This is a genomic window from Yersinia alsatica (assembly GCF_025133195.1).
Taxonomy (GTDB): domain Bacteria; phylum Pseudomonadota; class Gammaproteobacteria; order Enterobacterales; family Enterobacteriaceae; genus Yersinia; species Yersinia alsatica.
In genome coordinates, this window is sequence record NZ_CP104006.1 from 2071005 (window position 1) to 2085002 (window position 13998).

Below are 13998 nucleotides of genomic sequence, written 5' to 3' on the forward strand. Positions count from 1 at the left end.
TAGGTTAAAGGTTAAGCTCTTCATCCGTTGCTGAAACTCGCAACTATCTTAGTCAGCCTATCGTTATAAAGGAATAGTTATATAAAGGAATGGTGCCTAAGGCAATGACGATAAGATAACGGCCGACACGTAAAACTTACCTTCGGGTTATGCCTCTGTTTTTCGGGGCGATTAAAGGAACTCATCGATTTGTGGGTTCCTCACGGTACTTAAGGAGCAATTTCGGATGCTAGAGCTGTTGTTACAATGGTATCGTCGGCGTTTTACTGACCCGCAAGTTATCGCGTTACTGGTTATTCTGCTGGCCGGGTTCTGCATTCTCTACTTCTTTAGCGGTATTTTAGCTCCGCTGTTGGCGGCTATTGTACTGGCATATTTGCTGGAGTGGCCGACAGCTCGCTTACAGCGTGTTGGTTGTTCACGCCCGTGGGCGGCCAGTATCGTATTGGTGGTTTTTGCCAGTATCATGCTGCTGGCAGTATTTGTTGTGGCACCAACAGTGTGGCAACAAGGCAATAATCTGATATCAGATATGCCAAAAATGCTCAATAAATTCAATGCATTTGCTCAGACATTACCTTCACGTTACCCCGCATTGGTGGATGCCGGTATCGTCGATATGATGGCAGAAAACCTGCGCAGCAAGCTGTCCGGTATGGGAGAGTCAGTGGTTAAAATCTCTCTGGCCTCATTAATCGGCTTACTGACCTTGGCAATCTATTTGATTTTGGTGCCATTGATGCTGTTTTTCCTGCTCAAAGATAAAGAGCAGATGCTGAATGCTGTGCGCCGTATTTTACCGCGTAATCGTGGTTTGGCCGGGCAAGTGTGGCTAGAAATGAACCAGCAGATTACTAATTATATTCGCGGAAAAGTGCTGGAAATGGTGGTGGTCGGCATTGCCACGTATTTAGTGTTTTTCGTGATGGGCATGAATTACGCGTTATTACTGGCGGTATTAGTCGGTTTTTCTGTCTTGATTCCTTATATTGGCGCGGTGATTGTCACTATCCCTGTGGTGCTGGTGGCGCTATTCCAATGGGGGGTAGGTGCCGATTTCTGGACTCTTTTTGTCGCCTATCTGGTCGTACAAGGGCTGGACGGCAACTTACTGGTGCCGGTGTTGTTCTCTGAAGCCGTGAACCTGCACCCACTGGTGATTATTCTGTCAGTGATCATTTTTGGCGGTATGTGGGGTTTCTGGGGAGTATTCTTTGCCATCCCATTGGCCACCTTGGTTAAAGCGGTTATTCATGCGTGGCCGGAGGAGTTTATCCCCGACGCCAATTAACTATCCCCTGCGCCCTTGCCGCTGCAGCGGTGTTAGCTGCACTCACTCACCCGAATTACTGACTGGAGTCAGCTCATCGGGATGAGTTCGCTGGCTGCCTTGCTGCAACAGCAATGGCTTTGGGGATATATTGCGCCCTTGTCGATGTGGCGGTGTTAGTTGCACTCACTCACCCGAATTACTGACTGGAGTCAGCTCATCGGGATGAGTTCGCTGGCTGCCTTGCTGCAACAGCAATGGCTTTGGGGATATATTGCGCCCTTGTCGATGTGGCGGTGTTAGCTGCACTCACTCACCCGAATCACTGACTGGAGTCAGCTCATCGGGATGAGTTCGCTGGCTGCCTTGCTGCAACAGCAATGGCTTTGGGGATATATTGCGCCCTTGCCGCTGCAGCGGTGTTAGCTGCACTCACTCACCCGAATTACTGAATTTAGCCAATAAAAAGAGCGCCTAAGCGCTCTTTTTTGCAATGAAGGATAATGGCGAGTGCATCATAACTTAGGCACTTTGGCGCAAATAATCCATGACGATATCGTGATGGTTAGTGGTTTTGAAGTTATCAAACACATGCTCCACCTTACCATTTGCATCAATTAAGAAGCTGATACGATGGATTCCGTCGTAGGTTTTACCCATAAAACTTTTCTCACCCCAAACACCAAATTGCTCTGAAACCTGGTGATCTTCGTCAGACAGCAGAGTGAAATTTAGCAATTCCTTTTCGGCGAAACGCGACAGTTTTTCGGGTTTATCGGTGCTAATACCCAGCACTTCGACGCCTGCTTTCTTCAGTTCGTCCATGTTGTCGCGCAGACCGCAGGCCTGAACGGTACAGCCAGGGGTCATGGCTTTAGGATAAAAATAGACTAAGACACGTTGTCCCTGGAAGTCGGCCAAACTAATTTGCTCGCCATCTTGGTCGGGCAAACTAAACTTCGGCGCAATATCACCGGCTTTCAATGGGCTCATTACTAACTCTCCATTCGTGAGTCATGCTGTGGATAGTTCACAACGCTAATACTGCCTTGCGCGTTGAGTTCTGTACATAGCTGATAAAAGGCTTGTTCGATTAATGAACTGTTTTGGCTGGCGGGGCTGTGTGCGCTGATCTGGATATGCAATCGAGGAGGAATGTCTCCTTCAGCCGGTTGTGTCTTGGAAACCAACTCCGCGATATTCATATTGTGGCAATGAAACAGATTGGTAAACCGTTCAATAATATGAGGGGAGTCATTGACTTCAACTTTTACCCATACTGTGGCAGGCATCGCTTTCTGATTTTGGGCATTGGTCCGCTTCATCACAATCAGCAAATCAAGCTCCGCGCCTTTTTGTGGCAAGGTTGATTCCAGTAGGGTAATAGCGTTCCAACTGCCGGAAAGCAGCATTATAAATGTGAACTCCTCACCAAACATGGCCAGCCGGCTATCTTCAATATTACAACCGCAGCTACTGACGTGGCGGGTGATGGTATTCACGATTCCAGGGCGGTCAGCACCGAGTGCGGTAATGACCAGATAATGTTCATCAAGCTGCGGCAAAATCGCTCTTCCTGTCATGCTCTTTGGGGTTACCATGGTAAACATAAAAAAAACCTGCTGCCAAGCGCTTACAACACAGTTGTTTGCTTGCTTTTGGATAGAGGTCAAAAGTACCATGAGGAACTTGTTTAAGTAGGGGGTGGGCAATGTTTACGGGAAGTTCGATGTTTACAGGAAGCATAGTTGCGCTGGTAACGCCGATGGACGACAAAGGTGCTGTCGATCGTGCGAGCCTTAAGAAACTTATCGATTATCATGTAGCCAGTAAAACTGCGGCGATTGTCTCCGTGGGCACGACGGGTGAATCTGCAACGCTGAATCATGACGAACACGTTGATGTGGTCATGCAGACGCTCGAACTGGCCGATGGCCGCATCCCGGTGATTGCCGGAACCGGCGCTAATGCCACCTCCGAAGCAATTTCATTGACCCAACGGTTTAATAATACCGGTGTGGTGGGTTGCCTGACGGTGACGCCATATTATAACCGTCCGATGCAGGAAGGATTATATCAACACTTTAAAGCGATCGCTGAAAGTACCGATTTGCCACAAATTCTCTATAATGTGCCATCGCGTACCGGTTGCGATATGTTACCGCCGACTATTGCCCGCTTAGCCAAGATTAAAAATATTGTTGCTGTTAAAGAGGCAACAGGGAACTTAAGTCGTGTAAGTCAGATCCAAGTGCTGGTTGATGATGAAGATTTCATCCTGCTCAGTGGTGACGATGCGAGCGGACTGGACTTTATGCAACTGGGCGGCAAAGGTGTTATTTCGGTGACAGCGAACATTGCTGCGCGCGAAATGGCTGAACTTTGTGCATTGGCTGCACAAGGTAACTTTGCAGAAGCACGCCGTTTGAATCAGCGCTTGATGCCGTTGCATCAGCATTTATTTGTAGAAGCAAACCCAATTCCGGTGAAATGGGCCGCGAAGAAACTGGGATTAATGGCAAATGATACTTTGCGTCTGCCAATGACCCCGTTGACCTCTCCGGCTAAACGGATTGTGGAAGACGCGCTGAAAAGCGCAGGTTTGCTGTAACTCTTAGGGAAATTTGATGGCAATATCATTGCAAAAGTCGACGGTGGTAACGGTTGTGGGTGTTTCGCTGGCAATGCTGCTGGCAGGCTGCACCACCGACCAACGCTACAAACGCCAGGTTGGCGGTGACGAGTCTTATCTTGAAGCTCCAGGGCTAAGGCCGCTGAACTCACCGGCAGGGATGATCCTGCCAGTGCAAAATGGTGAGTATGATGTCCGTTCCGTCAACTCTCAAGGCGCTGTGGGTAAACAGTTGGACATCCGTCCTCCGGTACAGCCACTGGCATTGTTAAGCGGTTCTCGCGCTGAAAATGCTAACGATACCAGCAAGCTATTGTTAGAAAATAGCCCGCAAAATCGTAATCTGTGGGCGCAAGTTACCCACGTTCTGCAAGATAAAAACTGGACGATAGCCAGCCGTCAGGATGCCAGCCAAACGCTGACAACCGACTGGATCAAATGGAACCGTGCAGATGAAGACGTTCAGTTTGAAGGCCGTTATCAGATAAGTGTGCAGGAACAAGGTTATCAGTTGGCGCTAGTGGTCAAATCCCTTGCTCTACAGCAAGGTGGGAACCCGGTTACCGGCTATACCGAAATTCAGCGTTACAATGGCGCTATGTTGAATGCCATCGTAGAAGGCTTGGATAAAGTCCGTTCTGATAGCGAAAGCAGCCAGGCATCTCGTCGAGTCGGTCCTTTGGATGTTCAAAGTGGCAGCGATGATACCGGTTTACCACAATTAGTGGTCCGCGCACCTTATGCTGTGCTGTGGGAGCGCCTACCGGCCGCACTTGAAAAAGTGGGCATGAAGGTCACTGACCGTAGCCGTCCGCTGGGCACGATTAACGTTACCGTTAAATCTATGAGCAGCAGTAGCTGGGATGCGTTGGGCGCTAAAGACCCTGAATTGCCAGAAGGTGATTATAAGTTGCAAGTCGGTGACCTTGATAACCGCAGTAGCTTACAGTTCATCGGCCCTAAAGGGCAGACACTAACCCAGTCGCAGAATGATGCACTGGTCGCCGTGTTCCAGGCAGCACTTAGCCAGACAAGTGCTACAAGTACCAAATAAAACCAAAGGGGCTGCGGCCCCTTTATTTATTGAACATTGTCATATCACTGGAGTAATAAGATGCAAAAGCTAGCTGAGTTGTATCGTGGCAAGGCGAAGACCGTCTATACCACCGAAAATCCTGACCTATTGGTATTGGAGTTCCGTAACGATACGTCAGCACTGGATGGTCAGCGCATTGAGCAGTTCGATCGTAAAGGCATGGTAAACAACAAATTTAACCATTTTATTATGGCTAAATTGGAAGAAGCCGGTATTCCTACCCAAATGGAACGTTTGCTGTCAGATACCGAAGTGCTGGTGAAAAAACTGGAAATGATCCCGGTTGAGTGTGTCATCCGTAACCGTGCTGCAGGTTCGTTGGTAAAACGTCTGGGTATCGAAGAAGGTTTGCCGCTGAATCCACCACTGTTTGATCTGTTTTTGAAAAATGACGCCATGCATGACCCGATGGTCAATGAGTCTTACTGCAAAACCTTTGGCTGGGCAACAGAAGCACAATTAGCGCGGATGAAAGAACTGAGCTATTTGGCCAATGACGTGCTGAGCAAACTGTTTGATGATGCCGGTTTAATCCTGGTGGACTTCAAGTTGGAATTCGGCCTGTTCAACGGCGAAGTGGTCTTGGGTGATGAGTTCTCACCTGATGGCAGCCGCTTGTGGGATAAGAAAACCTTGAACAAGATGGACAAAGACCGCTACCGTCAAAGTTTGGGTGGTTTGATTGAAGCCTACGAAGAAGTTGCACACCGTATTGGCGTAAAATTAGGCTAACCGCGCAATCGATTACGTTTCATTGACGGCACTGTTTTAGGGGAGGGACTCTCGGTCTCTCCTTATCCTTTAGCTCCTTTGCTCATTCCTTGCGGCCTTGGCGAATCATCTGAATCCACCCCTCGGTACCAATCATTTTCGCTTTTAATGGTATTAGCTCCGGAGATTTCCTACGATAATGTGTAAGAAATATATCTGGGAGCATAGCTATGCGTTGGCAAGGTCGTCGCGAAAGTGACAATGTAGAAGACAGACGCGGTAATTCATCTGGCGGTGGCGGTTTCCGGCCGCCAATTGGTGGCAAAGGTGGTTTGGTTATCTTGATTGTGGTGCTGGTGGCGGGCTACTACGGCGTCGACCTGACGCCGCTATTAAATGGCAACGATCCGATGTCACAAAGCCAAACACAGCAAAGTCCACCACGTTCTGTCAGCGCGAAAGATGACCAATATGCCAAATTTACCTCGGTGGTGCTGGCGGATACTGAAGATACCTGGAAACCTATTTTCCAAAAAATGGGCCGAACTTATCAGGAGCCTAAGCTGGTGATGTACCGAGGTGCCACCCACACCGGTTGTGGTACTGGGCAATCCGTTATGGGGCCGTTTTATTGCCCGGCAGACAGTACGGTTTATATCGATCTCTCTTTTTATGAAGATATGAAAAATAAACTGGGCGCGGGCGGTGACTTTGCTCAGGCCTATGTCATTGCTCATGAAGTTGGCCACCATGTACAGCATTTGATGGGAATTGATACCAAAGTGCGCCAACAGCAGCAGGGGGCATCTCAAGCAGAAGCCAATCGCTTATCGGTCAAAATGGAGTTACAGGCTGACTGTTTTGCCGGTGTATGGGGTAAAGCGATGGAAGCGCAGAATGTGCTGGAAGTGGGGGACTTACAACAGGCCTTGAATGCCGCACAGGCCATTGGTGATGACCGGCTACAGCAACAAAGCCAAGGGCGTGTAGTGCCGGACAGTTTTACTCACGGCACCTCGGCACAGCGCTATAGCTGGTTCAAACGTGGCTTCGACAGTGGTGACCCGAATAGCTGCAACACCTTTGCCAGCCGCTAATAGCACTAGAACCTCAAGTAAGCAGGGATTATCATAACACCACTTTTTGCCGGCACATTCGCTGCCGGCATTCTATTGCAAGGCAGGGATAACCATGGCTGCTCTCGACCCAACTTTATTAATTCTCTTGGTGCTGGCTGCACTTGGCATTATCAGCCACAACATGACTGTCACATTAGCTCTTCTGGCACTCATTGCTGTTCGTATCACGCCTCTGAATCAGTTTTTCCCGTGGATAGAAAAATATGGCTTAACCATCGGCATATTGATCCTGACTATTGGCGTAATGACGCCGATTGCCAGTGGGAAAATCAGTGCCAGCGAAGTATTGCACTCCTTTGTACAGTGGAAATCGATACTCGCCATTGTGGTCGGGGTCGCGGTTTCTTGGCTTGGTGGCCGAGGTGTTTCGTTGATGACACACCAACCGTCAGTGGTGGCGGGCTTACTCGTCGGGACGGTATTGGGGGTTGCGCTGTTCCGCGGGGTGCCGGTCGGGCCATTGATTGCCGCCGGGCTGCTCTCGCTGGTGATCGGTAAATCTTAGCGTGAATAATGCGATTATTGCTTGTCAGCCAATTGTTGCCCGCCAATCATTGATGGCGCAGCAGGGAATTCGGCGCTTATTGGTGCTCAGTGGCCATGCCGATTGGGCACGGCAGCAGGCGCTGGCGCTATGTGGGCAATTAGCCGGGGATTGGTTGTGGATTGGCGAGGATCTACCGGCAGGTATTAATGGCATTCGCCCGGCAGCAGCAAAAACCTTGCTTGGTCAAGAGTGGCTACACGCGGTGTTTGATGCCACCGACGGTTTGAATACTGAAGCACTGGCGGTGCTGGCGGGGACCTTGCGAGCGGGCAGTTGGTTGGTGCTGTTAGTGCCGGAATGGCACCGCTGGCCGCATTTGCCCGATCGCGACAGTCTGCGCTGGAGTGAACAAAGTGAGCCAATCATAACGCCCAACTTTATTCAGCATATGCAACGGCAAATTCTGGCTGATTCCGATGCTATTTTATGGCAACAAGGTCAGCCGCTCTCGCTGAGTGCCGGGGATTGCTATCCTGACTGGTTCCCGCCGGAGGGTACGCCAACCACGGAACAGCAACAGATTTTGCAGCGCCTGATGCAGGCAGAGGCGGGTGTCTGGGTGTTGACTGCGGCCCGAGGGCGGGGGAAGTCGGCACTCGCCGGGATGCTGGTGGCATCTTGGCCGGGCAACTGTTGGGTTACCGGTCCGGGGAAAGCGGCCACTCAGGTGTTGAGCCAGCGAGCAGGGGAGCGGGCGCGCTTTTGGGCACCAGATGCGCTATTGGATTACTGCCAGCAACATGATGTCAGTGAGATTGATTGGCTATTGATTGATGAGGCTGCCGCTATCCCGACTGCGCTGTTATCCGCACTCTTGGCCTATTTCCCTCGAGCATTATTAACAACCACGGTACAGGGATATGAGGGCACCGGGCGCGGCTTCTTATTGAAGTTTTGCGCCACTTTGAGTGATTGGCATCATTTAACCCTGTCCGACCCGATTCGCTGGGCCAGCCATGATCCGCTGGAGCGCATTGTGGATGACATTATGTTGTTCAATGATGAGTTGCCAGCAGCTCAATCTCTTGGCGCACAGGTTGATATTATTCCTTGTGAGCAGCGCGCCTGGCTGGATAATCCTGAATTACTGCGGCATTTCTATGGCTTACTCTCCAGCGCGCATTACCGTACCACTCCCCTTGATCTTCGGCGTTTGATGGATGCGCCGGGAATGCACTTCTCAGTGGCGAAAGCCGCAGATTCAGTCATTGGCGCTTTGTGGCTGGTGGATGAGGGCGGCCTGGATAGCAGCTTAGCTCAGGATGTCTGGGCTGGCAGGCGGCGGCCCAAGGGCAGTTTAGTGGCGCAATCGCTGGCGGCTCACAGTGGTCAATGGCAGGCACCGACCTTGTTATCACGGCGCATTAGCCGCGTGGCAGTCACGCCATCATGGCGACGCCAAGGTATTGCCCGCCAGATGATTTTCGCCGAGTTGGCGCGAGCACAACAGGACCAGCTTGATTTTCTTTCGGTCAGTTTTGGTTATACCGCCGAGTTAGCCGCTTTTTGGCATGCCTGTGGATTTCATCTGGTGCGCATAGGCAGCCACCGAGAGGCCAGTAGCGGCTGTTATGCAGCTATGGCGATATTACCCTTGAGTTGTGCGGGTCATGCGCTCTATGACTCCGCGCGGCAGCAATTAGCGCGCGATTGGTATTGGTTGCAGCAATGGATTGATCTGGACACGCCACTATCGTTGCCACAGTCAGAACCGGTTGATATCACTTTAAATGATGACGACTGGCGCGAACTTGCCGGATTTGCTTTTGCTTTCCGCCCATTAGAGGCCAGTTTGCCCGCTTTGCAGCGGCTGCTATTACAGCCTGAACTGTTGCAGACTGAGTTACCTCTTGTCGCATTGCGGCAATATTTACAGCAGGGTATTGCGCCAGCAGAGATTGTTAGCCATCTGGGGATTTCAGGTCGCAAGGCATTGATGGCCCAGTGGCGGCAAGAGGCAGTACAGGGGATGGCGGCGGTTGATGTTATTAAAGTGGGGTTAGCGGGCGGATCAGGTTTCGGTTGATATTAATTCCGGTGATCGGGTTTGGGGCTTAGTTTCGGTTGATATTAATTCAGGTGATCCGGTTCGGTTGACATAAGATTGGCTGCAACCTCACCTCCGATGCCTCAACCGCCAAAGAGGTCACAAGCGCGTGACCCCTTTGGAATCCCCGCGCTTGCGCACGTATCGCTAGCCCACTTCGTGGGTGGCCCTCGTCATCGTTTCGCTGACGGACCGCCGTGATTATTGCCTCTTCGAGGCTACCCTTCGGGCCAACGCAAGCGTTGTTCAAAACTGCTCCGCAGTGTTGTCGCATCCATGCTCAAGCACGGCTCGCTCGGCATCCATGCCTCGCGTCCTATCTCCACTCTTCACTCGGCTGCTCAAATGTGCTTTAAAAGATTAAGGTCAACACCATGATTTTGACGTTGAGCGCAATCAGAGATATTGCCGACAAGGATTAAGGGTAGAGTGAGCGGGCATGGACGCCCGCGAAAAGCGCGCTTGAGCATGGATGCGAATCGCGCTGGCTCGTCAGCCCGAAAGACGCGGGAGGTTTACCCGTAGGGCAATATTTCGTGCAAGCCGCAGGTGCAGGAGGGCCGGCTTGCCCTCCTGCTCGGTTGAGGTGGCGGAGAACAGGTGATCACCGAATGAATACCAACCGAAACCAAACTCCATACCCGACAACCGAACCGGATCACCGGAATGAATACCAACCAAACCCAGCCCCCATATTTATGCTCTCGGATCATCAATAATTCCCACCAACTCCATCAATAAAACCCAATATCCCTACCAAACCAACAGCGTATAGTCATTTTATCGTTACTTGATGATTAAAGGTCTTCCAATGAGTCAGCAGAATATCGTGGTGCAGCAACCGGCAAAACCAGAGCAATTAATTTTACTGTTTCATGGGGTTGGCGACAGTGCCGCGGGCATGGCGCCGGTCGGGAGTCATTTCGCTCAAGCATTTCCTCAGGCATTGGTGGTCAGTATTGATGCTCCTTTTGCTAGTGGCATGGGCAATGGGCGGCAGTGGTTTTCAGTTCAAGGTATTACCGAAGAGGGCCGTCAGGGGCGGATTGATGACGTGATGGCGCAATTTGTCGCCACAGTGCGTCAATGGCAACAGCAAAGTGGTTTGAATGCACAGCAGACCACACTGGTTGGCTTCTCGCAGGGCACAATTATGTCGCTGGAGGGCGTGAAAGCGCAGCCGCAATTGGCAGGGCGAGTGATCGGGTTCAGTGGGCGTTTTGCCACTTTGCCGCAGCAGCCGATAGCCGATGTGGTGATTCATCTGATTCATGGTGAGCAGGATGGTGTTATCCGGGTCGAGCATGCCAAAGCCGCAGTCAGCAGCTTAACGGCATTAGGTCATCAGGTGACGCTGGATTTGGATGCTCATACCGGGCATGGCATTAATCAGCCGATGCTGGAGCGTGCTATTGCCCAACTACGTCGGGATATCGCCGCGAAATAGTTATCTCAAACGAAGGGGAAGCCCCCTTCGTTCAATAGGGTTCGTCACTTACTTACTTTTTCTGGTTTTTATCCTGCCAGTCATCGTCATCATCCCACTGCGCATTATTATCGCGATGCGGGGGTAACTCCGGCTTGTTGCTCAAAAATTTCTTATGATCAAGTCGGCGTAACTCTTTGATTCCATTTAAAATAATACCCGCCAGCAGGATAAGAACAACCCACCAGTAATCTGCTAGCCAATGCATGGTTTAATTCCTATAAATCGTGAAAAAATCATCGGTAAATGGCGGATAAGCCACTCACTGCCTGCCACATCTTGTGACTGCCAAGCTTCCAGCAAAATAGCTGGAGTCAATAAATGTTCCGCCGCTTGCGCCAGAGGCCGATAACTCAGATGCCAAGGCTCGGCGGCAACACCGCCGGTATCTTCACTAAAAGGCCGGTAAAAACCAAACTCGGTCATATGAGTATCAAGCCATTGCGTTAGTGGATAAAAATAGCCACCCGCTAGGTATTCCCATGGCTCCAGCTGTAATTTTGCCTGTGCTGGTAACAGTGATGGATCGTAAATATCTAAATCGCTGCCCCAGTGATGGCGGCTGGCTCCCGGCAGTGCTGACCAACGCAAAATAGCTTCACAGCGCGCAGCATCATCAAGCTGAGAAATATCGATTGGCTGACTGTCTTTATCTAATACTGGTCGCTCACCGCGAAATTTACCATTCCAGATAGCTAATTGGCGGTCAAAATCACGAAAAGTACTGGCCGGTTGTAAATCAAAACCTGCCACTTTAGCTGCCTGCTGCATTGCCAGAAAGGCGTCAACCGCTTGCGGCTGCATCCGGTGGTTACCTGTTAACACCACTAAATGCTCTGTTGAACGCCCGGTAAGCATCTGTGGCGTTATCATGCGATAAGTTGCTCCATGATTCTTTGATACATCCGGCTCAGCAGTTGTAAATCAGCAGCGTGGACGCATTCATTTACTTTATGGATGGTGGCATTGACGGGGCCAAGCTCCACCACCTGTGCCCCCATTAAGGCGATAAAACGGCCATCAGAGGTGCCGCCAGTGGTTAATAACTGCGGTGTTAGTTCGGTGTAATGCTCAACAGCATTAACCACGGCATCAACCAGTGCGCCACGTGCGGTCAGGAACGGTTGGCCGGACAGTACCCACTCCAGAGTGTAATTGAGTTGATGACGTTGCAATAATTCCTCTACTCGCTGCTTAATCATGCTGTCGGTCAGTTCAGTACTGAAGCGGAAATTGAACTGCACATAGAACTCACCGGGAATCACATTATTGCTGCCGGTACCGGCATGCAAGTTAGCTATCTGCATACTGGTGGCAGGGAAGAACTCATTGCCTTCATCCCATTGGGTGGCAACCAGTTCATTTAGGGCGGGTATTGCACGGTGAACCGGGTTATCCGCCAGATGCGGATAAGCTACATGCCCTTGAATACCATGAATATGTAAGTTGGCGGTGATGGAGCCACGGCGGCCATTTTTCACCACATCACCAACGCGCTCGGTACTGGATGGCTCACCGACCAGACAATAATCCAGCCGTTCATTGCGTGCCATCAGGGCATTAACCACTTTTACCGTGCCATTAATCGCTCTGGCTTCTTCATCAGAGGTAATCATAAATGCCAGCCGGCCTTTATGGTCCGGGTGTGCGGCCACAAAGCGCTCAGCGGCGACCACCATTGCGGCCAGCGAACCTTTCATGTCTGCGGCACCACGGCCATACAGCATGCCATCGCGGATGGTAGGTTCAAATGGCGGGCTGCTCCAGTGGCTTTCATCACCGGTTGGAACCACATCGGTATGACCGGCGAACGCCAGTGTTTCACCTTCACCACGCCAGGCCCAGAAATTGAGAGTATCGCCAAAATTCATCGGCTCGACAATAAAGCCAATGGCTTCCAGACGCTGAATCATGATCTCCTGACAACCCGCATCATAAGGGCTGAGCGACGGGCGTTTAATCAGTTGTTGAGCCAGTTCGATTACCGGACAGATCATGTTATTGCACCTCAATTGCAGTTTGATTTTGTTGAATAAAATGTTGGTAACTTTCAATGTTGAAGCCCAATAACATCGCGCCATTGGCGGCTTCCAGCAGCGGGCGTTTGATTATCGCTGGCTGCTCTAACATCAGCACTTTGGCCGTTGGCGCATCAGTAATGGCATCTCGCTGAGCTTGCGGTAACTTACGCCAAGTGGTGCCGCGGGTATTGAGCAGCGGCTCCCAGCCCAGTTTATTAATAAAGCCTTGCAGGCGTTCGTCACTCAACCCATCCACACGATAATCGTGAAACTGATAGGCAATGCCTTGTTCTTCCAGCCAGCGGCGGGCCTTTTTTATGGTGTCACAATTTTTAATGCCATAAAGGCGCAATGATGGGGTTGCTGGGTTATCTGACATGGAAAAATAATACCTCGGCTAGAATGGCAAATCAGGCCAGTCACTGAGGTGGCTGGCCGAGCTATTTGTCCATAATGCGGGAAAATGAGGTTTGAATCCAGACAGCTAGCGGCAGATTAACGCGTAAATACGCAACGACTACCGGAGCCTTTAGCCAATTCGGTCAAGGTCAGCGGCATATTGGCGGATAGCTTTTTGATAAAGGCTGATGTCCTGATGATTTGAGGTTTCAGCCAGCAGTAGCAATAATGCGGCGACCGCCTCTTTGGTTTCACCCAGATTGTACAGAGTCATGGCCCGAAACAAGGTTATCTCTTTCGCTTGCGGAAAACGGGCCAATGCGGCATCAAATGTGTCTAACGACGCCTGATATAACCCCAATGCTCGGTAAGTGCTACCTAGCCCCAGATAAGCTTCCTGTAACTCTTTACCCGCCAGATTATGCTCGATAGCCGCACGATAGAAGGGGACGGCTTGCAACTCTAACCCTTGTACATCATACAGAGAGGCGATTTTAAACAGCAGACTGGCGTTATCAGGGGAGCTGCGCAATAAATCTTGCGCCATTGCCACCGCATCATCATAACGGCCCAGCTCTTTTAGCGAATCAATAGAGTGTTTCATGGTTTTGCTCTGCATTTTACCAATAACGGGTTGTGTCAAAAACGGC

At 50.7% G+C, this 13998-nt stretch carries 18 protein-coding genes; 8 read left to right on the forward strand and 10 right to left on the reverse strand.

Annotated features, from left to right (window positions below):
• Nucleotides 1-226 precede the first annotated feature (226 nt).
• Complete coding sequence (locus N0H69_RS09125) at nt 227-1291, forward strand: AI-2E family transporter (RefSeq protein ID WP_050111092.1); 1065 nt, start codon at nt 227-229, stop codon at nt 1289-1291.
• A 42-nt stretch (nt 1292-1333) separates the two neighbouring features.
• Here the strand turns inward: N0H69_RS09125 and N0H69_RS09130 are convergent, their stop codons facing one another.
• The 5 genes from N0H69_RS09130 to N0H69_RS09150 form a co-directional block, all read right to left on the reverse strand.
• A complete protein-coding gene (locus N0H69_RS09130) occupies nt 1334-1456 on the reverse strand; it encodes a hypothetical protein (RefSeq protein ID WP_259705579.1) in 123 nt (40 codons plus the stop codon).
• Nucleotides 1457-1579, reverse strand: coding sequence for a hypothetical protein (locus N0H69_RS09135; RefSeq protein ID WP_259705579.1), 123 nt, complete (start codon nt 1577-1579; stop codon nt 1457-1459). It lies immediately after the preceding gene.
• The gene (locus N0H69_RS09140; RefSeq protein WP_259705580.1) at nt 1580-1702 is read right to left on the reverse strand and encodes a hypothetical protein; all 123 of its coding nucleotides are present in this window, start codon (nt 1700-1702) and stop codon (nt 1580-1582) included. It abuts the gene before it with no gap.
• 90 nt (nt 1703-1792) lie between these two features.
• Nucleotides 1793-2263 carry a thioredoxin-dependent thiol peroxidase gene (gene bcp / locus N0H69_RS09145; protein ID WP_050111244.1) on the reverse strand — a complete coding sequence of 157 codons (471 nt, stop codon included), beginning with the start codon at nt 2261-2263 and terminating at the stop codon, nt 1793-1795.
• A 2-nt stretch (nt 2264-2265) separates the two neighbouring features.
• Nucleotides 2266-2835 (reverse strand): glycine cleavage system transcriptional repressor, encoded by a 570-nt coding sequence (locus N0H69_RS09150; RefSeq protein WP_050101448.1) that lies wholly within the window; start codon nt 2833-2835, stop codon nt 2266-2268.
• Nucleotides 2836-2999: 164 nt separating this feature from the next.
• Here N0H69_RS09150 and dapA point away from each other — a divergent pair, with 164 nt between their 5' ends.
• From dapA to ypfH, 7 genes are all read left to right on the forward strand, one after another.
• Nucleotides 3000-3881, forward strand: a complete 882-nt coding sequence (gene dapA, locus N0H69_RS09155; protein ID WP_050111243.1) for a 4-hydroxy-tetrahydrodipicolinate synthase — start codon at nt 3000-3002, stop codon at nt 3879-3881.
• Between the two features lie 16 nt (nt 3882-3897).
• Entirely contained in the window at nt 3898-4956 is a 1059-nt protein-coding gene (gene bamC, locus N0H69_RS09160) for an outer membrane protein assembly factor BamC (RefSeq protein ID WP_050111242.1), read from the forward strand.
• A gap of 60 nt (nt 4957-5016) precedes the next feature.
• On the forward strand, nt 5017-5730 hold the full coding sequence (gene purC / locus N0H69_RS09165) for a phosphoribosylaminoimidazolesuccinocarboxamide synthase (RefSeq protein ID WP_050151924.1): 714 nt from the start codon (nt 5017-5019) through the stop codon (nt 5728-5730).
• Between the two features lie 209 nt (nt 5731-5939).
• Nucleotides 5940-6806: a KPN_02809 family neutral zinc metallopeptidase gene (ypfJ, locus tag N0H69_RS09170; protein WP_050111240.1), complete on the forward strand. Its 867-nt coding sequence runs from the start codon at nt 5940-5942 to the stop codon at nt 6804-6806.
• A gap of 94 nt (nt 6807-6900) precedes the next feature.
• Nucleotides 6901-7353, forward strand: coding sequence for a DUF441 domain-containing protein (locus N0H69_RS09175; protein WP_050111239.1), 453 nt, complete (start codon nt 6901-6903; stop codon nt 7351-7353).
• A 52-nt stretch (nt 7354-7405) separates the two neighbouring features.
• Nucleotides 7406-9421 (forward strand): tRNA(Met) cytidine acetyltransferase TmcA, encoded by a 2016-nt coding sequence (locus tag N0H69_RS09180; protein ID WP_050152026.1) that lies wholly within the window; start codon nt 7406-7408, stop codon nt 9419-9421.
• Nucleotides 9422-10253: 832 nt separating this feature from the next.
• Nucleotides 10254-10889, forward strand: coding sequence for an esterase (gene ypfH, locus N0H69_RS09185; RefSeq protein ID WP_050151926.1), 636 nt, complete (start codon nt 10254-10256; stop codon nt 10887-10889).
• Nucleotides 10890-10941: 52 nt separating this feature from the next.
• On the opposite strand, the gene N0H69_RS09190 is transcribed toward ypfH, so the two are convergent.
• The 5 genes from N0H69_RS09190 to N0H69_RS09210 all read right to left on the reverse strand — a co-directional run bounded on the left by N0H69_RS09190 (nt 10942) and on the right by N0H69_RS09210 (nt 13952).
• Nucleotides 10942-11136 (reverse strand): YpfN family protein, encoded by a 195-nt coding sequence (locus N0H69_RS09190; RefSeq protein WP_050151927.1) that lies wholly within the window; start codon nt 11134-11136, stop codon nt 10942-10944.
• A complete protein-coding gene (locus tag N0H69_RS09195; protein ID WP_172665465.1) occupies nt 11124-11786 on the reverse strand; it encodes a M15 family metallopeptidase in 663 nt (220 codons plus the stop codon). Before N0H69_RS09195 ends, N0H69_RS09190 begins: the two co-directional genes overlap by 13 nt.
• Before the next feature lie 11 nt (nt 11787-11797).
• Nucleotides 11798-12925 (reverse strand): succinyl-diaminopimelate desuccinylase, encoded by a 1128-nt coding sequence (gene dapE / locus N0H69_RS09200; protein ID WP_050109332.1) that lies wholly within the window; start codon nt 12923-12925, stop codon nt 11798-11800.
• Nucleotide 12926: 1 nt separating this feature from the next.
• Nucleotides 12927-13328: an ArsC family reductase gene (locus N0H69_RS09205; RefSeq protein WP_050132816.1), complete on the reverse strand. Its 402-nt coding sequence runs from the start codon at nt 13326-13328 to the stop codon at nt 12927-12929.
• 150 nt (nt 13329-13478) lie between these two features.
• A complete protein-coding gene (locus N0H69_RS09210) occupies nt 13479-13952 on the reverse strand; it encodes a tetratricopeptide repeat protein (RefSeq protein WP_050109490.1) in 474 nt (157 codons plus the stop codon).
• Between the last annotated feature and the right edge of the window lie 46 nt (nt 13953-13998).